The sequence below is a fragment of the Bradyrhizobium sp. Ken01 genome (assembly GCF_055807355.1).
Window position 1 is genome coordinate 195,144 of sequence record NZ_JBVVPC010000003.1, and the last position, 22,316, is coordinate 217,459.

Consider the following 22,316-nt stretch of genomic DNA (forward strand, 5'->3'; position numbering starts at 1 on the left):
GCGCGGACAAGGCGACGGCATCCTTCGGTATCATCGCACGGCGTGCATCTCCAGAAACGCTTTCACGCCGGTGACGGTGCCGGTGTCCGACGGCACATAACCCGGCAGGGTGGCGACGACCGCGCGAAAATCGGCGCTGCGGATGATCTCCAGGATGCGCTGCATCGGCCCGGTGTCCAGGAACGCGCGCTTGCAGACGAAGAAATAATCCTCGGTCAGGAGCCGGATGAAATCGAGGCCGAAATGGCGCGCAGCCGCCTCGACGCCAAAACTCGCGTCCGCCATGCCGCTCGCGACATAAGCCGCGACCGCGGCGTGGGTGAATTCGATCTGCTGCGCGCCGTTGATGCGGCTCTCGTCAATTCCGCTTGCCGCGAGCAGTTGGTCGAACAGAAGCCGCGTGCCGGAATCGTGGTCGCGGTTGACGAAACGGACTTTTGGTCCGGTGAGATCATCAAGCGAAGCGATGCGCAGCGGATTGCCGCGCGCGACCATCAATCCCATTTCGCGTGTGACGAAGCTGATAATTCGATCCTCGCGCGGATCGAGCCATTCGCGCGCAGCCTTGATGCCCTGGGCGCGCAGGGCGCCGTGCGGTAGGTGCAGGCCGGAGAGATCGCAGGCGCCCTGCGCCAGCGAGACCAGCGAATGCTGGTTGCTGACATAGCGCAGATCGACGCCGATGCCCGGCTCGCGGTCGAGGAATTCGCGCAGTTTTGCGACCGCAAAGCCGTGGCTGGCATGCACGCGGATCACCGACGGGCGCTGCTCGAGGAACGGTTTGATCTCGCTCGCCAGTTCCTGCGCCAGATTCTCGAGCTGAGGTCCCAGCCGAGCCTGCATGCGCTCGCCCGCCCACACCAGCCGCTCGCCGAAGGGCGTGAGTTTCGAACCTTTGCCGCGCTGCGTTTCCACGAGCGGCGTGCCTAAGAACTCCGACCATTGCTCGATCAGATTCCAGACATGGCGATAGGAGAGGTGCGCGTCCTTGGCCGCGCTGGTGATCTTCCCCGTTCTCCTGATCTCGTTGAGGACACCGAGCATGATGATGGCGGTGCGCGGATTGCCCTCGCGCCGAAACCGCCATACGGCCTCGATCTCGATCTGAAGCATTGGTCTTCCTTATGAATTGTACTTCATATGCTGGCCGTCCACTCGCAATTCGTATCATATTTACTCCCGTCTCTGTGCGCCTAGTCTGGCATACCAGAACTGGAGAAATATGATGTCTGTTGCATATGACTTTGCACACTCGCCGGCCACCGAGTTCATGTCCCGGCCACAGCATCTGCTGATCGACGGCCGCCGCGTCCCCGCAAGCTCCGGGCGCACCTTCAAGTCGCTCAGCCCGGCCACTGGGCAGGTCATCGCCGTCGTCGCCGAAGGCAACGAGGCCGATGTGGAGCATGCGGTCGCCGCCGCGCGCCGGGCTTTCGAAGGCCCATGGCGCACGATGCGGGCGTCCGAGCGCGGCCAGATCCTGCTGCGCTGGGCTGACCTGCTCAAGGCTCACGCAGAGGAGATCATCGAGCTCGAGTCGATCGATGCGGGCAAGCCGATCGCCGCGACATCGCGGCAGGATTTTCCGGCCGCCGTCGACACGCTGATTTACTACGCCGGTTGGGCCGACAAGATCAGCGGCGACGTCGTGCCCGTGCGCGATGATGCCCTGACCTACACCGTGCGCGAGCCGGTCGGCGTGGTCGCCGCGATCGTGCCGTGGAATTTCCCGCTGATGATCGGGATGTGGAAGCTCGCGCCGGCGCTGGCCTGCGGCTGCGCCATCGTGATGAAGCCGGCCGAGCTGACCTCGCTGTCGGCGCTGCGCATCGCCGAGCTCGCGCTCGAAGCCGGCCTGCCGGCGGGCGTCTTCAACGTCGTCACTGGCCCCGGCCGGGTCGTCGGCGACGCACTGGTCAATCACCCTGACGTGGACAAGGTCACCTTCACCGGGTCTCCCGGTGTCGGGCGGGGAATCATGAAGGGCGCCGCTAGCAACTTCAAGCGCGTCTCGCTGGAGCTGGGCGGCAAGTCGGCCAACGTCATTTTCGACGATGCCGATCTCGAAGCCGCATCGAAAGCTGCGGCTTCCGGCATCTTCTTCAATGCCGGCCAGGTCTGCTCGGCCGGCTCTCGCGTGCTCGTGCAGGAGAAGGCCTATGACGAGGTCGTCGAACGACTGGCGGCACGTGCAAAGTCGCTCAGGATCGGCGACCCGCTCGACCGTAAGACGACGCTCGGCCCCGTCATATCCGAGAAGCAGATGAAGTCGGTCCTCGATTATGTCGACATTGGCCGGAAGGAGGGCGCGACCCTCGTCACCGGTGGCGAGAAGGTGGGCGATCGCGGCTACTTCATCAGCCCGGCGGTGTTCGCGAATGTCGCGCACGAGATGCGGATCTCACAGGAGGAGATCTTTGGCCCCGTCGTCAGCGTCATCAAGTTCAAGGATGAAGCCGATGCTTTGCGGATTGCCAACGGCACGGCTTACAGCCTCGCCGCTGGCGTCTGGAGCCGCGACATCGGCAAGCTGCAGCGCTTCGCCAAGCGGGCGCGCGCGGGCACGGTCTGGATGAACACCTATGGCTATACCGACGTGCGTCTGCCCTGGGGCGGCGAGCGCGACTCCGGCCTCGGCCGCGAGCACGGCACCGCCGCGCTCGACAATTTCACCGAGCCCAAGGCTGTCTGGATGAATTTGGTCGTCTGATACCTCCCGAGCGACCAAACCTGGAGCCCGCCAGATCACCCGGTCGGCGGGCTCTTTTTTCGAGATCGATAAAATTGTCTGCATTCTGCTCAGCTGCGGCAAACCCTGCGGACAAGAACTGTGCGGCCTTAAACCCCGGCTTTGGAACCGGCGTGCATCCTGCCTGCAACAGGGTGGGGCATCAGCATGTCAGTTCTCAGGGAGGTCGTCGTCGCGGTCGCGGGAGTCTACGCACTTCTGTTCGCGTGCGACGCAATGTTCGGGATCGGCGAGGCGCGCTTCGACGAAGCCTATTACAGCGCCAGCTTCTACGCGCCGCGGCCGATGGAGTTTCGTTTCGCCGGCGATACGCCGCCGGCCGTCCGCGTCAGCGAGGCGTTTGCGCAATTCGCGCCGGGCGAAGTCAAGCTGAACAAGCGCTACTCGTCGCTGACGACGATCATTCGCTAGGGCGCACACTCATCGTTCCGACTGCCCCGGCAGAAGGCCGGGGACGGCGAGATTTCGAGGCTGGAGCTGTCAGCGAGCGCGTCCGCATCAGCAACAGACTGGTCTCGCCCCTAGCTCATTTTGGGGCGGGCGAGCCGTGATGCTGAGCAATCAACCATCGGCCGTCTACCTTCACCATCGCGAGCGTCAAACGGTAGGGGACCACGGTGCCGTCCTTGAGAATAAAATTCGCAAAGCCCGAGCTAAGTAGGACGTCTGGCACCACAGCGACGGCTTGTTGGTCTCCCATCTTTACCTGGATGCCAGGAGGGAGCTTACTAAAGTAGGCACGCACGCCCGATGGCCCTGAGAAGAGTTGGGCAACCGACCCGAAAAGCGTTGCATCGCTGGTATAGAGAGCAACGAACTTGTCTGCATCGCCCGAATTGTAGACCTGCTCCCACTGCGTTCTGACCGCAGCGGCGTCTTCGTTTGGTCCGGCCTTCGCAAGTTGCGGCAAAGAAAAACCAACGATAATCAGGAAAGTTGCCAATAGCCTCTGCATATAGATGCTCCAAAATATTCGGTAACGGCACGGGGCTACGATTCCGCCGCGTGCACCTCTGTCAGAAGTTGTAGTTCATTCATCGGGCAATATTTGCATGTTACTGCCAATGTCGGAGATGGGTCAATCGCGGCGGTTCGCTCCCAGGCCAGTGACGTCCCGCTTACGCCGGACTCCGCACCACATCACCGATACGACGGGCCGTGAATGGAAATCGGTCAACTGCTTCCTCAATCCTCCAAACCGGCTTTACGAAGGCCGTCCAGCATGAGGGCGTGATCTTCCGGCCGAAACCACGGTGGCCGCTGACGGACCTGAAACTCGAAGGATGCTGGTGAAATTGCGATTGCTTTCTGCAGCGCATCGTCGGCTTCAGCAGTTCGACCGAGTTGACCGAGAGCTGCGGCAAGCCAGCGGTAGGGGGAAGGGAAGTCGGGGAATGTTCGGATCGCGCGCTCCGCCGCCCCGACTGTGGCGGTGTAGTCCCGGCAAAAATAGTGAGCCAATGCGACCTGGTTCAAGCGATTCACCAGCGATGGGTCGCGAGGGTCCAGCCGAATACACGTCTCGAGGGCGGCGAGCCCCACTTTCGGACAGCCGGAATACGCGAGAATGACGCCCAGCGCTCCGTGAGCCGGTGCCAGATTCGGGCAGAGTTCCAGCGCACGCTCGGCCTGCGCACGCGCTCCGCCGTGATCGCCCCGAGCGTTGAGCGCCAGCGCCAGGCGTGAATGAGCGTCTGCGTTGCCGCGGTCCAGAGCGACAGCGCGTCGCGCAAATTCTTCTTCTTCGACTTGTGTTCCTTTCGACCGACTGAGCACGGTGGAGAGCCCGATATATCCGGGCGCGAACATTGGATCGAGATCTATGGCCCGCCGAAAGAATTCTCCGGCAACTGCATCATCCTCGGTGCTCGCCTTGCCCAGATGCCACATCCCACGCTGGTAGGCACCCCAGGCATCGAGACTTGCGGGTGTCTTCCGCATTGCCCGCTGTTGCTCGGCGCCGGCAATGACCGGCGCGATGGCGATGGTCGTGGATTGCGCGATGTCATCCTGTACGGAGAAGATGTCCGCAATATCGCGGTCGTAGCGTTCTGCCCAGACATGATTGCCTGTCTCTGCTTCGACAAGCTGCGCGGTGACTCTGACGCGGTTGCCGGATTTTCGCAGGCCGCCCTCAAGCACATAGCGAACGCCCAATTCGCGCCCGACTTGTTTCACGTCTGCCGCACGTCCCTTGAAGGAAAACGACGAATTGCGGGCGATGACGAACAGTGAGGAATATCGCGACAATGCCGTGATGACATCCTCCGCGATTCCGTCGGCGAAGAACTCTTGGTCCGGGTCGGAACTCATGTTCTGGAACGGCAGCACCGCGATGGATGGCTTGTCCGGAAGCGCCAGCGGTCGCGCAATTTCAGGCGCTTGTCCTGGCTTTGTAGCTGCCGAGGAATTCGCATCGACAAGGAGGCGCCATGCATGCATCGGTTCGGCGATATTGTTGAGTGCTTGCAGACCCATATCGTCGTAGGCGACGTCTATCTTGCCGCGAATCTGCCGACGAGCATCGTCGGAGATACAGATGCCGCCGGGGTCGGCTATCCCTTCAAGGCGCGCGGCGATGTTGACGCCATCGCCGAAGATGTCGTTATCATCAATGATAATATCGCCGATGTGGATGCCGATCCGAAAGTCGATCCTCATTGCCGGGGAGACGTCGGCGTTCTGCGCCGCCATTCCGCGCTGGACTTCGACCGCACTGCGCGCCGCGTCCACCGCACTCGCAAACTCGACCAGCATGCCGTCGCCGGTGGTCTTGACGATGCGGCCACGATGCGCAGCAATCGTGGGATCGACAACGATCTTTCGAGCTGCCTTCAGCCGCGCCAGCGTGCCTTCCTCGTCAGCGCCCATGAGACGGCTGTAACCGGCGACATCCGCAGCCAATACCGCTACAAGTCGTCGTTCCACACGTTCGCCGGTCAAAATGGCCTCTAACAAAATGGCCTCTAAAATGTGATATTTGGCCCGGCGCATCAAAGCACGCAGAGCTGCTTTCGGCTAGCGCCGACGTTTGTCCGGGGTCACAAGACGAAATGCCGGATCATTGTGCGCAGGTCTGCTTTACCCGTGGAAGCAGTATGTGTCGGTCCACGCCTTTCGTGCTCTATTCTCATTCCCCCTGGATCCATTCCGCGACGCCACGCCACAGCGTGTCACGGTGGTCGGGGCGGAAGAAGCCGAAATGGCCGATCGCCTTGGCGCCGACGTCGGACGGCTTCACGTTGAGCACCTCCGGCTTGATTGCGGTGAATCCGCTCGCAAGCAGCTCGACCGCGGGCCGCGTCGCCCAGGGATCGTCGGAGAAGCAGAGTGTGCGCAGCTCGCCCTTGAACTTGGCGAAATTCTCCAGCGCCGGCAGCTTTGAATCGAAGAGATAACGGGGGCTCGAGACCCACTCGGCCCATTGCAGGAAGACGCCCTTGGGCAGATCCTCGCCGATGCCGGCCCAGCCCGGGGCGTAACCGAGCGCGTGGACGAGCGGCACGCCGACAAAATTCATGAAGGCGAAGACGCGGTATTTTTCCGGCGACGTCATCAGCCGCCAGGTCGCCGCCTGCGAGGCCACGAACGCGGCGCGCGAAATGTCCGTGTTGTTCGCGATCAGCCCGAGCGCCTGGCCGCCGAAGGAATGCCCGACATAGGCCAAGGGCAGGGTATTGTAGCGATCGCGCATCCAGTGCACTGCGGCGGTGACGTCGAGCGCGGCCCAGTCCGACATTGAGGCCTTGAAGCCGACCAGCGATTTCGGCTGGTTGTAGCCGACCATCGCCGGCAGCCGGGAGTCGCCGATGCCCCGATAATCGTAGGTCAGGACCGCGCAGCCGCGATGGGCGAGATAGGAGGCAAAGCCGCGATAGATTTTTCGCGGGACGGCAGTCGCCGAATTGACCAACACGGCATGACGTTTGGTGCCGCGCGGCAGGAATAGCGTGCCGGCCAGCGCATACCCGTCGGTCGCCGGGAAGCTGATCTCGTCGATGAAAACGTCGTCCCGTGCCACGTCCATGGGCAGAAGGTATCCTGCCAGTTTCCTCGCCGTTTCCCAGCAAATGCGAATTTGGCTTTCCCCGCAAGGCTTTGCAGTGCCAAACGGATTTACAACTGGCGGCCGGTGGCCAGCCTGTGTATAAGGCGACCCTCGCAACCCACAGATCAGGTTGTGCTTTTTGCTTCACGGAGAGATTGCGATGTCCGAGCGGTGGACGCCCGAGTCCTGGCGCAGCAAGCCGGTGCTACAGGTGCCCGATTATCCCGACGCCAAGGCCCTGGCCGACGTCGAGGCGCAGCTTGCAACCTTTCCGCCGCTGGTGTTCGCGGGCGAGGCGCGCAATCTGAAGAAGGCCTTAGCGCGGGTCGCGGCCGGAGAGGCCTTCCTGCTGCAGGGCGGCGACTGCGCCGAGAGCTTTGCCGAGCACGGCGCCAACAACATCCGCGACTTCTTTCGCGTGCTGCTCCAGATGGCGGTGGTGCTGACCTATGCCGGCGCCGTCCCGGTGGTGAAGGTCGGGCGCGTCGCCGGCCAGTTCGCAAAACCCCGCTCCTCGTCGACCGAGAAGATCGACGGCGTCGAGCTGCCGAGCTATCGCGGCGACATCGTCAACGACATCGCCTTCACCAAGCAAGCGCGCGTCCCTGATCCGCAGCGCCAGCTGATGGCCTATCGCCAGTCGGCAGCGACGCTGAACCTGCTGCGTGCGTTCGCCACCGGCGGCTACGCCAATCTCGGCAGCGTGCATCAGTGGATGCTCGGCTTCCTCAAGGACAGCCCGCAGTCCCGCCGCTACAAGGAATTGGCCGACCGCATCTCCGATGCGCTCAATTTCATGCGCGCCTGCGGCCTCGATCTCGAGGCCCATCCCGAGCTGCGCGCCACCGATTTCTACACCAGCCACGAGGCCCTGCTGCTCGGCTACGAGCAGGCCATGACCCGCGTCGATTCCACCACCGGCGACTGGTACGCGACCTCGGGTCACATGATCTGGATCGGCGACCGCACCCGCCAACTCGACCACGGCCATATCGAATATTTCCGCGGCATCAAGAATCCGATCGGGCTCAAATGCGGCCCATCGCTCAAGCCCGACGAGCTGCTGAAGCTGATCGACGTGCTCAATCCCGACAACGAGCCGGGCCGGCTGACGCTGATCGGCCGCTTCGGCTCCGACAAGATCGGCGAGCACCTGCCGAACATGATCCGCGCCGTGAAGCGCGAGGGCAAAGTGGTGGTCTGGTCGTGCGATCCCATGCACGGCAACACCATCACCTCGACGTCGGGTTACAAGACGCGGCCCTTCGACCGCATCCTGTCCGAGGTGAAGTCGTTCTTCGCGATCCACGCCGCGGAAGGCACCCATGCCGGCGGTGTGCATCTGGAGATGACCGGCCAGGACGTCACCGAGTGCCTCGGCGGCGCCCGCGCGATCACCGACGAGGATCTCAACGACCGCTATCACACGGTCTGTGATCCCCGGCTCAACGCCGAGCAATCCATCGACATGGCTTTCCTGGTCGCGGAACTGCTCAAGCAGGAACGCGCCGGCAAGGTCAGGCCGATGCCGGCCGCAGCGGGGCTCTGAGACCTTGCTGCGGATCTGGAAGGCCACGATCAATTCCCGTAACGGTCTGGCCTTTGCGTTCCGCTCGGAGCAGGCCGTCCGCGAGGAGATCGTTGCGCTCCTCTTGTCGCTGCCCGTTGCCTGGTTCGTCGGCGCGACGGCGATGCGCGCGGTCGAGCTGATCTGCGCGGTCGCGTTCGTCCTGGTGGTCGAGCTCCTCAATACTTCAATCGAGAAGCTTGCCGACCGGCTGACCATGGATCACGACAAGCAGATCGGGCGGGTCAAGGACATGGGCTCGGCCGCGGTCGGTGTTGCGCTCCTGATGGCTGGCGCGTTCTGGATCATCGCCATCATCGAGCGATTGGGATTCCTCTAGAGCGCGCATCGCGCTCTAGACTGTTTTTTTGAGCATGATCTTTTCGGAAAGCCGCTTCACACTTTTCCGGATCATGCTCTGATCGGAGCGCCATGACCGAACGTCTCAACGCATTCGCGGTCACGCTCGCCCAGCTCAATCCGACCATGGGCGACATCGACGGCAATGCCGCGAAAGCGCGCGCGGCGCGCGTGCGGGCAGCCGCCGACGGCGCCGATCTCGTGCTGTTTCCGGAATTGTTCATCGCCGGTTATCCGCCGGAAGATCTGGTGCAGAAGCCTGCTTTTCAGGCCGCCTGCCGCGCTGCGATCGAAGCGCTGGCGCGCGAGACCGCCGATGGCGGGCCGGCCATGCTGATCGGCACGCCATGGGTCGAGGAGGGCAGGCTCTACAATGCCTGCGCGCTGCTCGATGGCGGCCGTATTGCTGGCTTGCGCTTCAAATGCAATCTGCCGAATTACGGCGTGTTCGACGAGAAGCGGCTATTTTCGCGGGGCCCCGCGGCCGGCCCCGTCACCGTGCGCGGCGTGCGCATCGGTGTGCCGATCTGCGAGGACATCTGGCTGGAGGAGTCCGAGGACTACGAGAACGTGGTCGAGACGCTGGCCGAGACCGGCGCCGAGATCGTCCTCGTGCCGAACGGATCTCCTTACGCCCGCAACAAGGCTGACGTACGTTTGTCGGTCGCGGTCGCGCGCGTCACCGAGAGCGGTCTGCCGCTGGTCTATCTCAACCAGGTTTGCGGCCAGGACGAGCTGGTGTTCGACGGTGCTTCCTTCGCGCTCAACGGCGACCTTTCGCTCGCAGCGCAATTGCCGGCTTTCGCGGAGAGCATCACCACACTGCGCTTTACGAGAAGCGGCGACGATTGGCGTTGCACCGGTCCGATCGCCGCGCAGCCTGAGGACGACCACGCCGACTACGCGGCCTGCGTGCTGGGCTTGCGCGACTACGTCGCCAAGAATGGCTTTCCCGGTGTGCTGCTCGGCATTTCCGGCGGTATCGACTCTGCCCTCTGCGCAGCGATCGCGGTCGATGCGCTGGGTGCGGATCAGGTGCACGGCGTGATGCTGCCTTATCGCTACACTGCGGCAAGCTCGATTGCGGACGCCGGCGAGCTCGCCGGCCATCTCGGCATCCGCTACGAGGTGCTGCCGATCGCCGAAGCGGTGACCGGATTCGAGACCATCCTGTCCGGCGTCTTCAAGAATCTGCCGCCCGATGTCACCGAGGAAAATCTCCAGGCCCGCACCCGCGGCACGCTGCTGATGGCGATCTCCAACAAGACCGGCCTGATGGTGGTGACAACCGGCAACAAGTCGGAAATGTCGGTCGGCTATGCCACGCTCTACGGCGACATGAACGGCGGCTTCAATCCGATCAAGGACATCTACAAGACGCAGGTGTTTCGGCTGGCAAGCTTGCGCAACAGCTGGAAGCCGGATGGCGCGCTCGGGCCTGCGGGCGAGGTGATCCCGCCCGACATCATCACGCGCCCGCCGACCGCGGAGCTGCGCGAGAACCAGACCGACCAGGATTCGTTGCCGGCTTACGACGTGCTCGATGCCATCCTGGAGCGTCTCATCGAGCGCGAAGAGCCGCTCGACACGATCATCGCCGCTGGCTTCGACCGCGAGATGGTCACCCGCATCGATCATCTCCTCAACGTCGCCGAATACAAGCGCCGCCAGGCCGCGCCCGGCGTCAAGGTCACGGCCAGGAATTTCGGCCGCGACCGCCGCTATCCCATCACCAACCGCTTTCGCGACAAAGGCGAGCAGCTCGCCGCCCCGGATGAGACGCTGGTGTCGCGTGGGAGCAAAGCCTCGATCGACGCGTTCGAGGGGTGAGGCTGGCCGAACGTCGTGGGATGGACGGTTCGTCACGTACGACGCTGTCATCATCCGCGAAGGCGGATGATCCAGTACGCCGCGGCGGACGTTGTCGAAACCCAAACTGCCGCCGCGGAGTACTGGATGCCCGCCTTCGCGGGCATGACAGTTGAATTTGTGGCCGCCTACTTCTGCTGTTGCGGCAGGAAGCTCGGGCCGACCGAACGGATCGGCTTGTTCTCGGATGAGGTCGCAGTGGTGCCGGTTTCCGCCGGCGGCGTTGCTGCCGGCGCGCCAGCCGTCGTCGGCGCCGGCGCTGCGCCCTTCTTGGCATTCGCAGGCGTGCCCTTGGTGAGCTGCCGCTGCTGCATCTTCTTGGCGCTCTCCTCGGTGACGATGATGTCACCCTGCTGCTCGGCCGAGGCCTTGTCGTCGGCGGATTTGAGCGCGTCGGCCCAGGTCTGGCCCGCCGCCTTGCAGGAGCAGGATGGATTGAACTCGCTGCGGAATTTGAACGCGGTCGGCAGTGCCGTGTAGGGCTGGCCGCTGGTGGAGACCGCGGAGTTCATGTCCTCGCCGGGATTGCGATGGGTGTAGAGCACGGCTTCGGCGGCCGGGCACAGCGCCTTGCAGGTCTTCTCGTCGTCGGGGAAGCGCGCCGGCACGGTCGCAAACGAAACCGGGAAATACGCGCCGTCGCAGGTGCGCACGCACACGGTGCGATAGGTGCCTGATTGCGGGCCGAGATCGGACGGCGGCACGCCTTGCGGATTGTTGGGGTTGTTGCCGCCGAACAGATTGCTCAGGAAGTTGCCGCCGCCTTGCGACTGCGCGGCGTTGGCATATTGCGGGCCGCAATTGTTCTGGGCCAGCGCTGCCAGCACCGAGCGGCGCTGGTTGTCACGCTCGGGACTGAAGCCGCCGGGACCGCCGCCGCGCAGGCGTTCGAGATTGCCGGTGATCTGGTCCAGATTGGCGCGCATCTGTTGGATCTGGGTGTTGACCGGACCGCATTGCGCCGACTGGCCGCTGAACAACGAGAAGAAGCCGGAGGAATCGCAACCCATGCGCTTGGCCTGCATGGTGACGCGGTCGAGCTCGGCCTGCTGCTTGCTCTGGGATTCCTGATAGCGGCGGATCTGGTCTTCGCGCGCGGGATCACCGCCGCCGCCACGATCGAGACCGGCGAGCTGGCCTTCCAGGCGCGCACACATCGGGTTGGGTCCGAGCCCGTTCTGGCCGGGTTGAGGCGGCGGTCCCGGCGGTCCGGCCTGTGCGGAAGCACCATTGGCGAGCGCGACCGTGCTCAAGAGCACGGCGCAGGCAAGGATCGAGCGAGCACGGGATAGAGACAAAAATTCAGGCATATCCGCCATTCTAGCGAGGTCACGGCCACGCGTGATGTGGGGGGCCGAAGCGCGCCCTCCCATAGCCGCTTCCTGCGGCATCGTCACGTCGTTTCAGAGGCCAGCGATTGGGCCTAAGGTACGCCAGTTCCGAGCGAATTCAGCGCTGGCAGGTGATTGCGACATATTCATCGCAATGGCCATGGGAGCAGTTTGCGCCGGATTTGGGGACAGAGCCGGTAATTTCGTCGGGATCGACCCGGCGATAGGCCGAAGCCTGGGCAAAATCGCGTGACTGGCAGTAGGTGCGGGCGACCTGCGCGCCGCATTTGTCGCTCTTGGCCAGACACTGATCGACGCCGTAGCCATCGGCCTGGTTAGGGATGATGAAGACGCGGGTCTCGGCGAGAGCGTTGGAAGCCGCAAGGATGGAGGCGCAGGAAATGAGCGCGAGCAATGATCGCATGAAAACACCGGGGCAAAAAACAAAGGAACTGCCAGTTCCAGAATGGACTCAAATGGTTAAGGAGATGAACCATCTGTGCGTGGCGGCTGCGCATTCCGGAGATAAAACGGCATTTTCGCGGCTCTCTTGACGCAGGGCCGCCTCATAGCCCATATGTTCCCTCATGAACGGTCTCCTCGTCATTTGCGCCATTTGCCGCGAGATTACGAGCTAGCGATTCGCTGGCTGGAGCCGTCTTTTCTCAAAACCATTGAGAGCACTGGACGCCCGGCCAACAGCCGACGGGTATCCATATGGAATTGCGCCTTTACGATACGCTGAGCCGGGAAAAGCGCACCTTCGTGCCGCTCGATGCGAAGAACGTCCGCATGTATGTCTGCGGACCGACGGTCTATGACTTCGCCCATATCGGCAACGCCCGGCCCGTGATCGTGTTCGACGTGCTGTTTCGGCTGCTGCGCCATATCTATGGTGAGGCGCACGTCAAATATGTCCGCAACATCACCGACGTCGACGACAAGATCAACGACCGCGCCGCGCGTGATTTCCCCGGCCTGCCGCTGAACGAGGCGATCCGGAAAGTCACGGAGCAGACTGGCAAACAATTTCACGCCGATGTCGACGCCCTCGGTGCGCTGCGGCCGAGCGTCGAGCCGCGCGCCACCGAACATATCCGCGAGATGCGCGAGATCATCGAGCGGCTGGTTGCCGGCGGCTTTGCCTATGTTGCCGAGGGTCACGTGCTGTTCTCGCCGCAGGCGATGAACGCGGCCGATTCCGGGCTGCCGCGCTATGGCGCGCTGTCCAACCGTTCGCTGGACGAGATGGTCGCCGGCGCCCGCGTCGATGTCGCGCCCTACAAGAAGGGTAACACCGACTTCGTGCTGTGGAAGCCGTCCAAGCCCGGCGAGCCGTCATGGCCGTCACCGGCCGGCGTCGCCGCGCAGGGGCGGCCGGGCTGGCACATCGAGTGCTCGGCCATGGCCTGGAGGCATCTCGGCGAGCACTTCGACATCCATGGCGGCGGCATCGATCTCGTGTTTCCGCATCACGAGAACGAGGTCGCGCAGACCTGCTGCGCCTTCCATCGGGAGCGCATGGCGAACTACTGGATGCATAACGGCTTCCTGCAGGTCGAAAGTGAGAAGATGTCGAAATCGCTCGGCAACTTCGTCACGATCCACGAGCTGCTGGCGGACTGGCCGGGCGAAGTGCTGCGCCTGAATATGCTCAAGACGCATTACCGCTCGCCGATCGACTGGACGATGAAGTCGCTGGAGGAGAGCGCGAAGACGCTCGACGATTGGTATCGGGTCGCGGCTGACGTCGCATCCGGCCAGCCCGCCCCGTCAGTGGTCGAGCCGCTGCTCGACGACCTCAACACGCCGCTCGCCATCGCGGCGCTGCATGGGCTGCGCGGCAGCGACGTTGGTGCTCTCGCGGGTTCGTTGCGTCTGCTCGGCTTTCTCTCCGAGAGTGCCGCGCAGTGGGAAGGACGCAAGCAGCAGGCGAGCGGCGTCGATGCCAAGGAAGTCGAGCGCCTGATCTCGGAGCGGACGGCGGCGCGTGAGCGCAAGGACTTTGCGGATTCCGATCGTATCCGCGATCTGCTTGCCGCGATGGGCGTCGCGATCAAGGATTCCAAAGAAGGGACCACGTGGGAGGTCGCACGATGAAGCGGCCCGACACGCCTTTTCCGCGGCACTGGTTCTATTACATCGCGCTGAAAATCCTGCTGCTCGGCGCCGCCGTGGCGCTGGCGCTGAAACTCTATGGGATGTGGTGAAGACGATGGCACAAGCACTCCCAAAGCCTGGCTTGCGGCCCTTCCTGCCGGAGGACGTGCCGGTTCTCGCCGCGATCTTCACGGCCAGCATCGAAGAGCTGACCGGCGAGGACTATAGCGAAGCGCAGCAGCAGGCCTGGATGGCCGCAGCCGAGGACGAAGAATTCGGCAAGGGGCTCGCCTCCGACCTGACGCTGATCGCAACGCTGGAGGGATCACCGGTGGGCTTTGCCTCGCTCCGCGGCAAGGATCATGTCCGCATGCTCTATGTGCATCCGGCCGTGGCCGGGCAGGGCCTGGCGACCATGCTGGTCGATGCGCTGGAAAAGCTTGCGGGCGGCCGCGGCGCCGACAAGCTGACGGTCGATGCCAGCGACAACGCGCAGGGCTTTTTTGCCAAGCGCGGCTATGTCGCCATGCAGCGCAACAGCATCACCGTCAACGACGAGTGGCTGGCCAACACCACCATGCAAAAGACGCTCGGCAGCGGCCCTGCGTCGGGAGCGCTGCAATGAGCAAGGAGCGTCTCTATCTGTTCGACACCACGCTGCGCGACGGCGCGCAGACCAATGGGGTCGACTTCACGCTGACCGACAAGCAAATCATCGCGGCGATGCTCGATGAACTCGGCATCGACTATGTCGAGGGCGGCTATCCCGGCGCCAATCCGACCGACACCGAGTTCTTCGGCACCAAGCCGAAGTTTTCGCATGCGCGCTTCACTGCGTTCGGCATGACGCGGCGGGCGGGGCGCTCGGTCTCCAACGATCCGGGCGTGGCCGGGCTGCTGGAAGCCAAAGCCGACGCGATTTGCTTCGTCGCAAAAGCTTCGGCTTACCAAGTGCGCGTCGCGCTGGAGACGACGAAGGAGGAGAACCTCGCCTCGATCCGCGACAGCGTCGCAGCAGCAAAGGCCGCCGGCCGCGAGGTGATGCTCGATTGCGAACATTTCTTCGACGGTTACAAGGAGGATTCCAGTTTCGCGCTCGCCTGCGCGAAAGCCGCCTATGAAGCCGGCGCGCGCTGGGTGGTGCTGTGCGACACCAACGGCGGCACCATGCCGAACGAGGTGGAGGCCATCGTCACTGAGGTGACCAAGCACATCCCCGGCGATCATCTCGGCATCCACGCCCATAACGATACCGAGCAGGCGGTGGCGAATTCGCTCGCCGCGGTACGCGCCGGGGTGCGGCAGATCCAGGGCACGCTGAACGGCCTCGGCGAGCGCTGCGGCAACGCCAATTTGTGCTCGCTGATCCCGACCTTGAAGCTGAAGGCCGAGTTTGCCGACGCCTTCGAGATCGGCGTCACGGCGGAGAAGCTCGCAACGCTGGTCAAGGTGTCGCGCACGCTCGATGACATGCTCAACCGCGTACCGAACCGGCATGCAGCCTATGTCGGCGAGAGCGCCTTCGTCACCAAGACCGGCATCCATGCCTCCGCCGTGCTGAAGGATCCGCAGACCTACGAGCATGTCTTGCCGGAGCTGGTCGGCAATCACCGCAAGGTGCTGGTGTCCGACCAGGCCGGCCGCTCCAACGTCATCGCCGAGCTCGACCGCGCCGGCATCGCTTATGAGAAGAGCGATCCGAAGCTGTCGCGGCTGGTCGAGGAGTTGAAGGAGCGCGAAGCCCAGGGCTACGCCTATGAATCCGCCAACGCCTCGTTCGAGCTGCTGGCGCGGCGCACGCTCGGCAAGGTGCCGCATTATTTCGAGGTGGAGCAGTTCGACGTCAATGTCGAGCAGCGCTACAATTCGCATGGCGAGCGCGTCACCGTGGCGCTGGCGGTGGTCAAGGTCGACGTTGCCGGCGAGCATCTGATTTCGGCGGCCGAAGGCAACGGTCCCGTCAACGCGCTCGACGTCGCGTTGCGCAAGGATCTCGGCAAGTACCAGAAATATATCGAAGGCCTGACGCTGATCGACTATCGCGTGCGTATCCTCAACGGCGGCACCGGCGCGGTCACGCGCGTCCTGATCGAGAGCGAGGACGAGAACGGCGACAGCTGGACCACGGTCGGGGTGTCCCCCAACATCATCGACGCCTCGTTTCAGGCATTGATGGATTCGGTGATCTACAAGCTGGTGAAGTCGGGCGCGCCGGCTTAGGACCCACAATGGCTGTCATACCCCGCGAAAGCGGGGTATCCAGTACACCGTGGCTTCTCCGTAGCTCTCTGGCGTCTCGGAATACTGGATCGCCCGGTCAAGCCGGGCGATGACAGCTGGGGGTGAGGAGGGACCAAGGCATGATCGATCACATCTCCGTCGGCGTCAGCGATCTCGAACGCTCGGCGACATTTTACGAAACAACGCTCGGGGCCCTCGGGCTCACGCGCGTCGTCGCGCGACCGCGGACGATCGGCTTTGGCAAGGCCTATCCCGAATTCTGGATCAATCTGCGCGAGGGCATGCCGCGCGTGCCGCCGGAGAGCGGCGTGCATATCTGCCTGCGGGCCAGGACGACCGCCGAGGTCGATGCATTTCACGCGGCAGCGCTGTCCGCCGGCGGCGCGTCCGACGGCGCGCCGGCTATCCGCCCGCACGATCGCGTGCGTTATTACGCAGCCTTCGTCGTCGACCCCGATGGCAACCGGATCGAGGCGGTGACGTTTCCTGCGGACTAAAGCTTGCGCGCCATTTCCGGGGCGAGCTGCTTTTCCGCGTCTTCGATCTGCGCCGCAGCCGATTTCAGCTTCGGCAAAATCTCTTCGATCCGATCGGCCTTGAGGATGTCGACCGAAAGCCCGGCGCGGATGAACTCGGTCTGGCGCATGTGCGACAGTAGCGAGAACAGCGGCTCCCAGAAATTGTCGATGTTGGCAAGCAGCACCGGCTTGGCGTGACGTCCCAGCTGCTTCCAGGTCAATTGCTCGACCAGCTCTTCCAGCGTGCCGACGCCGCCCGGGAGCGCCACGAAGGCGTCGGAGCGTTCGAACATCAAGCGCTTGCGCTCGTGCATGTCGGGGGTGACGATCATCTCCTGCACGCGCGTCAGCGCGTTTTCGCGCATCCGCAGGAAGTCGGGGATGATGCCGGTGACGGTGCCGCCGTGGTCGAGCACGGAGGTGGCAACCGAGCCCATCAGGCCGAGCGAGCCGCCGCCATAGACGAGGCGGATGTTGTTCTCGGCGAGCGCCTTGCCGAACGCCTTGGCGCCTTCGGTGAAACGGGGATTGGTTCCTGGGCCGGAGCCGCAATAGACACAGACGGTTTTGATCGTGCTCATTGGAGCCATGATGCATTGCAGCGAAGAGGCGTCAAGCCCAATCGGTGATTCGGGACTTCCGGAAATCTACCGGTAAACGACGACGAACAATCGAAGATTCGCCATCTGGCGGGGTGCATGGGCATCTGTAAGGCTCTATATGACAAACGAAAATCCTTAATGGCAACACAGCCCGCATCCGACGGGCTTTTCAGGCTTCTTGATGGACCAAGCTCAATCGCCCGCCGGCCCCAACGTTCCTGATCCCGCCGGGGGGCCGCTGGAGCGGGCCACGCTGATGGGCACGCTGGCACACCTGTGGCCCTATATCTGGCCGGGCGACCGTTTCGACCTGAAGATGCGCGTGGTCTGGTCGATGGTGTTGCTGCTCGCCGCCAAGCTGATCACGCTGACGGTTCCTTTCAGCTTCAAATGGGCGACCGACGCGCTGACCGGCGCCAACACCGCGCCGGTCCAGGCCGACAATTGGCACCTCTGGGTGATCGCCTCGCCGCTGCTGCTGACCGCCAGCTACGGCGTGATGCGCATCGTGATGGCAGTGCTGACGCAATGGCGCGACGGCATTTTCGCGCGCGTTGCCATGCATGCGGTGCGCAAGCTCGCCACCATCACCTTCATCCATATGCACGAGCTGTCGCTGCGTTTCCACCTGGAGCGCAAGACCGGCGGCCTGACGCGCGTGCTCGAGCGCGGCCGCGAGGGCATCGAGGTCATCGTACGCATGGTGATCCTGCAGCTGATCCCGACCATCGTCGAAGTCTCGCTGCTGATGGCGGTGCTGCTGTGGCAGTTCGATTGGCGCTATGTGCTCGCGACCCTCGTCACTGTCGCGGTCTACATGTACTACACCTACATCGCGACCGAGTGGCGGATCGGCATCCGCCGCAAGATGAACGATGCCGACACCGAGGCGAACACCAAGGCGATCGACTCGCTGCTCAACTACGAGACCGTCAAATATTTCAGCGCCGAGACCCGCGAGTCGCAGCGCTACGACCGATCGGTCGCGCGTTACGAGGAGTCGAGCGTCCAGGCTTACACTTCGCTTGCCGTGCTCAACACCGGGCAGGCCGTGATTTTCACGCTGGGGCTGACCGCGACCATGCTGATGTGCGCGATCGGCGTGCGCAACGGCACCAATACGGTCGGCGATTTCGTGCTGGTCAACGCCATGATGATCCAGCTCTACCAGCCCTTGAACTTCATGGGCATGGTCTATCGCGAGATCAAGCAGGCGATCATCGACATCGAGAAGATGTTCAACGTGCTGGGGCGCGAGGCCGAGATCAAGGACGCGCCGGGCGCGAAGCCGCTGGTGGTCTCCGCGGGCAATGTGCGTTTCGAGGACGTGCGCTTTGCCTATGAGCCTGCGCGCCCGATCCTCAAGGGCATCAGCTTCGAGGTGCCGGCCGGCAAGACGGTCGCGATCGTCGGCCCGTCAGGTGCGGGCAAGTCGACCATCTCGCGGCTTTTGTTTCGGCTCTACGACATCTCCGGCGGCAAGATCCTGATCGACGGCCAGGATATTCGCGAAGTCACGCAGGCGAGCTTGCGCGCGTCCATCGGTATGGTGCCGCAGGACACCGTGCTGTTCAACGACACCATCCGCTACAACATCCGCTACGGCCGTTGGGACGCCAGCGATGCCGAGGTCGAGCAGGCGGCGCAGCTGGCGCAGATCGATCGTTTCATCCGCATGGCGCCGAAAGGCTACGAGACCCAGGTCGGCGAGCGTGGCCTGAAACTGTCCGGTGGCGAAAAACAACGAGTCGCGATCGCGCGCACCGTGTTGAAGGCGCCGCCGATCCTGGTGCTGGACGAGGCGACTTCCGCGCTGGACACCCACACCGAGCACGAGATCCAGGGCGCGCTCGAGCGCGTGGCGAAGAACCGCACTTCGCTGGTGATCGCCCATCGGCTCTCGACCATCGTCGGCGCCGACGAGATCATCGTGCTGGACCAGGGCCGCATCGCCGAGCGCGGCACCCACGCAAAACTGCTCGCGGAGGGGGGCCTTTACGCCAGCATGTGGAACAGGCAGCGCGAGGCCGAGGCGGCGCGCGAGAAACTGGCCAGGATGGCCGATTCCGGCGAGGCGCCCAACCGGGAGCCGCCGCCGGTTGCCGATGTCCTGACGGCGCCTGCGGCGGCGGAGTGACCTTGTCTCCGGTCCCAACTCTGGCCTAAACAACACCACCGCGCGGGACGACCTGCGCCATCAACCCTGAGCGGCAGATAACGATGTCCATTCTCGATTCGATCCAGCGTCAGATCCCGCCGATCCACAAGGAGGGTTATCCCTTCATCGGAGGCTTTGCGCTGGCAAGCCTGATCCTGTTCTGGCTTTGGTCGCCGTTGGGGTGGATCGGCACCATCCTGACCGTGTGGTGCGCGCTGTTCTTCCGCGATCCGGTGCGCGTGACCCCGGTGCGCGAGGGGCTCGTGGTGTCGCCAGCCGACGGCCGCGTCTCGATGATCACCATGGCGCTGCCGCCCGCCGAACTCGGGCTCGGCGATCGGCCGCTGCCGCGCATCTCGGTGTTCATGAGCGTGTTCAACTGCCATGTGAACCGCAGCCCGATCGCAGGCCGGGTGGACCGTATCGCCTACCGGCCCGGCCTCTTCATCAATGCCGAGCTGGACAAGGCGAGCGAGGACAATGAGCGCAACTCGCTGGCGATCACGACGCCGACGGCGCGGATCGGCGTGGTCCAGATCGCAGGGCTCGTCGCCAAGCGCATCGTCTGCTTCGTCAAAGAGGGGCAGGCAATCGGCGCCGGTGAGCGCTTCGGTCTGATCCGCTTCGGCTCGCGGCTCGACGTCTATTTGCCGCTGGGCACCAGGGCGTTGGTCTCGGAAGGGCAGACCGCGATCGCCGGCGAGACGATTCTGGCCGATCTCGCCGGAGACGACCCGAGCCGCGCCTACCGCTCCAATTAACCAATAAGTCGGCCCGAGGGGTCTTCCGCCGCAATGGCGGAGGGGAACGCGGCTTGCTATATCTCGCCCCAAGGTGAGGACGAGCCATGACGCCCTATGACTTCAAAGATCCTGACGTGCGCCGCCGGCGGTTCCGCCCGATCCCGGTGCGCATGCTGGTGCCCAACGTCATCACGCTGCTGGCGATCTGCGCCGGCCTGACCTCGATCCGGCTCTCGATCGAAGGGCGGATGTCGCTCGCTGTCTACGCCATCGTATTCGCGGCGGCGCTCGACGGCATCGACGGCCGCATCGCGCGCATGATCAAGGGGCAGTCCAAGTTCGGCGCCGAGCTCGACAGCCTCGCCGACTTCGTCAATTTCGGCGTGGCGCCCGGCCTGATGCTGTATTTCTGGCAGCTGCACGAGCTCGGCAATGCCGGCTGGATCGCCGCCATGGTGTTTGCGATCTCCGGTGGCCTCCGCCTGGCGCGCTTCAATGCCACGATGGACGATCCCAACAAGCCGGCCTTCGCCGCCAATTTCTTCACCGGCGTGCCGGCGCCGGCCGGCGCGATCACGGTGCTGCTGCCGATCTATGTCGCGTTCCTCGATCTCGGCCGGCTGCCTGCGGCGGTGACGGCTGCGTATACGCTGCTGATCGCCTTCCTGATGGTGTCGCGCCTGCCGGTGTTCTCAGGCAAGACCAAGCGCATGCGCGTGCCGCCCGAACTGGTGCTGCCTGCGTTCGTCGCGGTGATCGTCTTCATCGCGCTGCTGATCGCCTATCCCTGGCACGTGCTGTCGATCGGCACGGTGCTGTATCTGCTCGCATTGCCGCTCGGCTACAAATCCTATCGCGACCAGGCGCGCACGATGGAAGCCACGGCGCCGGCGGGAGGCGAGGTCTCGTCGCCGCCGTCGGCACCGACGCTGACAAACCTGTCGGAGCCGCCGCGGGACGATGACCGGCCCGACCGGCTGCACTGAACGGCAAGGCCCTGAGCGGCAAAACCCCGAGCAGCGAGACTTGGATATCTGCCATGAGGCGCCCTGAGTTGGGTTGAGGCCCGATCTCGGCTATATCGCCTGATGACGGCGGCACCGAGCAACAGCGGCCGCCAATCTGGGAGAGAACGCCGTGACGAATAACGCGACCGGGCCGCTGCCTGCTTCCGTCCTCGAAGCGCTGGGCCGCTACGACACGCCGACGATCTGCAATGCCATGGAGATCGTGGCGCCCGAGCGCCGGCTGATCGGCTACACCACCAAGCCGCTGGTCTGCCCATTTCCCGATCTGCCGCCGATCGTCGGCTATGCCCGCACCGTCGCGATCCGCTCGGTGCTGAAAAATTCGCTACCGCCGGAAGAGCAGTCCAAGCGCCGCATCGACTATTACGAATATGTCGGTACAGGCCACGGTCCGCGCATCTCGGTGATCCAGGACATCGACGGTCCCGACGTCGGCTACGGAGCGTTCTGGGGCGAGGTGCAGAGCAACGTGCACAAGGCGCTCGGCTGCCTCGGCGTCATCACCGACGGTTCGATCCGCGACATCCCGCAATGGGCACCGGGTTTCCAGGCGCTGGCCGGCTCGATCGGCCCGTCGCATGCATGGGTGCATGCCGAGAGCTTTGGCGGCGAGGTGCGCGTCGCCGGCATGACCGTGAAGTCGGACGATTTGATCCACGCCGATCTGCACGGCGCCATCGTGATTCCGCACGATATTGCCGCAAAGCTGCCTGAGGCTGCCGAGCTCTGCGGCCGCCGCGAGACGCCGATCCTCGAGATCGCCCGCAGCCCGGACTTCTCGCTGGAGAAGTTGAAGGCTGCGCTGAAGCGCTCTGCGGAGATCCACTAACGGCCGGACCGGAACGATCTACGGCTGCGACGCTGCTCGCAGGCTGCTCTGTTCCGTCAGGAATAGGGCGGCCTGATCCGGCTCACCGAGCACCGCGGCAGCGCATCCGAAGACTTCGCGCGCGCGGCCTTGAGTGATCGGTGCGCGCCGCCGTATGGTTAGCAAATTGTTGA

At 63.9% G+C, this 22,316-nt stretch carries 20 protein-coding genes; 13 read left to right on the forward strand and 7 right to left on the reverse strand.

Features of this window, described 5'->3' with window-relative positions; translation table 11 throughout:
* Nucleotides 1-30: 30 nt before the first annotated feature.
* Nucleotides 31-1,113 carry a substrate-binding domain-containing protein gene (locus tag AC0L3S_RS04885; protein WP_473278285.1) on the reverse strand — a complete coding sequence of 361 codons (1,083 nt, stop codon included), beginning with the start codon at nt 1,111-1,113 and terminating at the stop codon, nt 31-33.
* Between the two features lie 112 nt (nt 1,114-1,225).
* Here AC0L3S_RS04885 and AC0L3S_RS04890 point away from each other — a divergent pair, with 112 nt between their 5' ends.
* Together AC0L3S_RS04890 and AC0L3S_RS04895 are read left to right on the forward strand one after the other, a co-directional pair.
* The gene (locus tag AC0L3S_RS04890; protein ID WP_473278286.1) at nt 1,226-2,710 is read left to right on the forward strand and encodes an aldehyde dehydrogenase family protein; all 1,485 of its coding nucleotides are present in this window, start codon (nt 1,226-1,228) and stop codon (nt 2,708-2,710) included.
* A 186-nt stretch (nt 2,711-2,896) separates the two neighbouring features.
* Nucleotides 2,897-3,160 (forward strand): hypothetical protein, encoded by a 264-nt coding sequence (locus AC0L3S_RS04895; protein ID WP_473257734.1) that lies wholly within the window; start codon nt 2,897-2,899, stop codon nt 3,158-3,160.
* A gap of 115 nt (nt 3,161-3,275) precedes the next feature.
* On the opposite strand, the gene AC0L3S_RS04900 is transcribed toward AC0L3S_RS04895, so the two are convergent.
* The 3 genes from AC0L3S_RS04900 to AC0L3S_RS04910 all read right to left on the reverse strand — a co-directional run bounded on the left by AC0L3S_RS04900 (nt 3,276) and on the right by AC0L3S_RS04910 (nt 6,776).
* Nucleotides 3,276-3,704, reverse strand: coding sequence for an SgcJ/EcaC family oxidoreductase (locus AC0L3S_RS04900; protein WP_473278287.1), 429 nt, complete (start codon nt 3,702-3,704; stop codon nt 3,276-3,278).
* 230 nt (nt 3,705-3,934) lie between these two features.
* Nucleotides 3,935-5,743 (reverse strand): adenylate/guanylate cyclase domain-containing protein, encoded by a 1,809-nt coding sequence (locus tag AC0L3S_RS04905; protein WP_473278288.1) that lies wholly within the window; start codon nt 5,741-5,743, stop codon nt 3,935-3,937.
* A 136-nt stretch (nt 5,744-5,879) separates the two neighbouring features.
* Entirely contained in the window at nt 5,880-6,776 is an 897-nt protein-coding gene (locus AC0L3S_RS04910; protein ID WP_473278289.1) for an alpha/beta hydrolase family protein, read from the reverse strand.
* A gap of 181 nt (nt 6,777-6,957) precedes the next feature.
* On the opposite strand from AC0L3S_RS04910, the gene AC0L3S_RS04915 reads away from it, so the two are divergent.
* From AC0L3S_RS04915 to AC0L3S_RS04925, 3 genes are all read left to right on the forward strand, one after another.
* Nucleotides 6,958-8,346 (forward strand): class II 3-deoxy-7-phosphoheptulonate synthase, encoded by a 1,389-nt coding sequence (locus AC0L3S_RS04915; RefSeq protein WP_354204316.1) that lies wholly within the window; start codon nt 6,958-6,960, stop codon nt 8,344-8,346.
* A 4-nt stretch (nt 8,347-8,350) separates the two neighbouring features.
* Complete coding sequence (locus tag AC0L3S_RS04920; protein WP_473257728.1) at nt 8,351-8,704, forward strand: diacylglycerol kinase; 354 nt, start codon at nt 8,351-8,353, stop codon at nt 8,702-8,704.
* Between the two features lie 92 nt (nt 8,705-8,796).
* On the forward strand, nt 8,797-10,554 hold the full coding sequence (locus AC0L3S_RS04925; RefSeq protein ID WP_473278290.1) for an NAD+ synthase: 1,758 nt from the start codon (nt 8,797-8,799) through the stop codon (nt 10,552-10,554).
* A 167-nt stretch (nt 10,555-10,721) separates the two neighbouring features.
* Here the strand turns inward: AC0L3S_RS04925 and AC0L3S_RS04930 are convergent, their stop codons facing one another.
* Nucleotides 10,722-11,912: a DUF2865 domain-containing protein gene (locus AC0L3S_RS04930; protein ID WP_473278291.1), complete on the reverse strand. Its 1,191-nt coding sequence runs from the start codon at nt 11,910-11,912 to the stop codon at nt 10,722-10,724.
* 130 nt (nt 11,913-12,042) lie between these two features.
* Nucleotides 12,043-12,348: a hypothetical protein gene (locus AC0L3S_RS04935; RefSeq protein ID WP_473278292.1), complete on the reverse strand. Its 306-nt coding sequence runs from the start codon at nt 12,346-12,348 to the stop codon at nt 12,043-12,045.
* 293 nt (nt 12,349-12,641) lie between these two features.
* Between AC0L3S_RS04935 and cysS the strand changes: the two genes are divergently transcribed.
* The 4 genes from cysS to AC0L3S_RS04955 all read left to right on the forward strand — a co-directional run bounded on the left by cysS (nt 12,642) and on the right by AC0L3S_RS04955 (nt 16,762).
* Entirely contained in the window at nt 12,642-14,024 is a 1,383-nt protein-coding gene (cysS, locus tag AC0L3S_RS04940) for a cysteine--tRNA ligase (protein WP_473278293.1), read from the forward strand.
* Nucleotides 14,025-14,139: 115 nt separating this feature from the next.
* Complete coding sequence (locus AC0L3S_RS04945) at nt 14,140-14,649, forward strand: GNAT family N-acetyltransferase (protein ID WP_473257718.1); 510 nt, start codon at nt 14,140-14,142, stop codon at nt 14,647-14,649.
* On the forward strand, nt 14,646-16,244 hold the full coding sequence (gene cimA, locus AC0L3S_RS04950; RefSeq protein WP_473257715.1) for a citramalate synthase: 1,599 nt from the start codon (nt 14,646-14,648) through the stop codon (nt 16,242-16,244). Before AC0L3S_RS04945 ends, cimA begins: the two co-directional genes overlap by 4 nt.
* Before the next feature lie 140 nt (nt 16,245-16,384).
* Nucleotides 16,385-16,762: a VOC family protein gene (locus AC0L3S_RS04955; protein WP_473278294.1), complete on the forward strand. Its 378-nt coding sequence runs from the start codon at nt 16,385-16,387 to the stop codon at nt 16,760-16,762.
* Here the strand turns inward: AC0L3S_RS04955 and AC0L3S_RS04960 are convergent.
* Nucleotides 16,759-17,364, reverse strand: coding sequence for an LOG family protein (locus tag AC0L3S_RS04960; protein ID WP_018459347.1), 606 nt, complete (start codon nt 17,362-17,364; stop codon nt 16,759-16,761). The genes AC0L3S_RS04955 and AC0L3S_RS04960 overlap by 4 nt on opposite strands.
* A gap of 202 nt (nt 17,365-17,566) precedes the next feature.
* On the opposite strand from AC0L3S_RS04960, the gene AC0L3S_RS04965 reads away from it, so the two are divergent.
* The 4 genes from AC0L3S_RS04965 to AC0L3S_RS04980 all read left to right on the forward strand — a co-directional run bounded on the left by AC0L3S_RS04965 (nt 17,567) and on the right by AC0L3S_RS04980 (nt 22,143).
* Nucleotides 17,567-19,522, forward strand: a complete 1,956-nt coding sequence (locus tag AC0L3S_RS04965) for an ABCB family ABC transporter ATP-binding protein/permease (protein WP_473278295.1) — start codon at nt 17,567-17,569, stop codon at nt 19,520-19,522.
* A gap of 77 nt (nt 19,523-19,599) precedes the next feature.
* Complete coding sequence (locus AC0L3S_RS04970) at nt 19,600-20,304, forward strand: phosphatidylserine decarboxylase (protein ID WP_473278372.1); 705 nt, start codon at nt 19,600-19,602, stop codon at nt 20,302-20,304.
* Nucleotides 20,305-20,390: 86 nt separating this feature from the next.
* Nucleotides 20,391-21,272, forward strand: a complete 882-nt coding sequence (locus tag AC0L3S_RS04975) for a CDP-alcohol phosphatidyltransferase family protein (protein WP_473257705.1) — start codon at nt 20,391-20,393, stop codon at nt 21,270-21,272.
* A 151-nt stretch (nt 21,273-21,423) separates the two neighbouring features.
* Nucleotides 21,424-22,143 carry an RraA family protein gene (locus AC0L3S_RS04980; RefSeq protein WP_473257703.1) on the forward strand — a complete coding sequence of 240 codons (720 nt, stop codon included), beginning with the start codon at nt 21,424-21,426 and terminating at the stop codon, nt 22,141-22,143.
* Nucleotides 22,144-22,316 lie beyond the last annotated feature (173 nt).

Bases quoted from the DNA above. Each gene is read 5' to 3' on its own strand.
- AC0L3S_RS04935 (WP_473278292.1), bottom strand. From the start codon at position 12,348: ATGCGATCATTGCTCGCGCTCATTTCCTGCGCCTCCATCCTTGCGGCT.
- cimA (WP_473257715.1), top strand. From the start codon at position 14,646: ATGAGCAAGGAGCGTCTCTATCTGTTCGACACCACGCTGCGCGACGGC.
- AC0L3S_RS04900 (WP_473278287.1), bottom strand. From the start codon at position 3,704: ATGCAGAGGCTATTGGCAACTTTCCTGATTATCGTTGGTTTTTCTTTG.
- AC0L3S_RS04975 (WP_473257705.1), top strand. From the start codon at position 20,391: ATGACGCCCTATGACTTCAAAGATCCTGACGTGCGCCGCCGGCGGTTC.
- AC0L3S_RS04915 (WP_354204316.1), top strand. From the start codon at position 6,958: ATGTCCGAGCGGTGGACGCCCGAGTCCTGGCGCAGCAAGCCGGTGCTA.
- AC0L3S_RS04955 (WP_473278294.1), top strand. From the start codon at position 16,385: ATGATCGATCACATCTCCGTCGGCGTCAGCGATCTCGAACGCTCGGCG.
- AC0L3S_RS04960 (WP_018459347.1), bottom strand. From the start codon at position 17,364: ATGAGCACGATCAAAACCGTCTGTGTCTATTGCGGCTCCGGCCCAGGA.
- AC0L3S_RS04895 (WP_473257734.1), top strand. From the start codon at position 2,897: ATGTCAGTTCTCAGGGAGGTCGTCGTCGCGGTCGCGGGAGTCTACGCA.
- AC0L3S_RS04930 (WP_473278291.1), bottom strand. From the start codon at position 11,912: ATGGCGGATATGCCTGAATTTTTGTCTCTATCCCGTGCTCGCTCGATC.
- AC0L3S_RS04910 (WP_473278289.1), bottom strand. From the start codon at position 6,776: ATGGACGTGGCACGGGACGACGTTTTCATCGACGAGATCAGCTTCCCG.
- AC0L3S_RS04890 (WP_473278286.1), top strand. From the start codon at position 1,226: ATGTCTGTTGCATATGACTTTGCACACTCGCCGGCCACCGAGTTCATG.
- cysS (WP_473278293.1), top strand. From the start codon at position 12,642: ATGGAATTGCGCCTTTACGATACGCTGAGCCGGGAAAAGCGCACCTTC.
- AC0L3S_RS04905 (WP_473278288.1), bottom strand. From the start codon at position 5,743: ATGCGCCGGGCCAAATATCACATTTTAGAGGCCATTTTGTTAGAGGCC.
- AC0L3S_RS04885 (WP_473278285.1), bottom strand. From the start codon at position 1,113: ATGCTTCAGATCGAGATCGAGGCCGTATGGCGGTTTCGGCGCGAGGGC.
- AC0L3S_RS04925 (WP_473278290.1), top strand. From the start codon at position 8,797: ATGACCGAACGTCTCAACGCATTCGCGGTCACGCTCGCCCAGCTCAAT.
- AC0L3S_RS04945 (WP_473257718.1), top strand. From the start codon at position 14,140: ATGGCACAAGCACTCCCAAAGCCTGGCTTGCGGCCCTTCCTGCCGGAG.
- AC0L3S_RS04965 (WP_473278295.1), top strand. From the start codon at position 17,567: ATGGACCAAGCTCAATCGCCCGCCGGCCCCAACGTTCCTGATCCCGCC.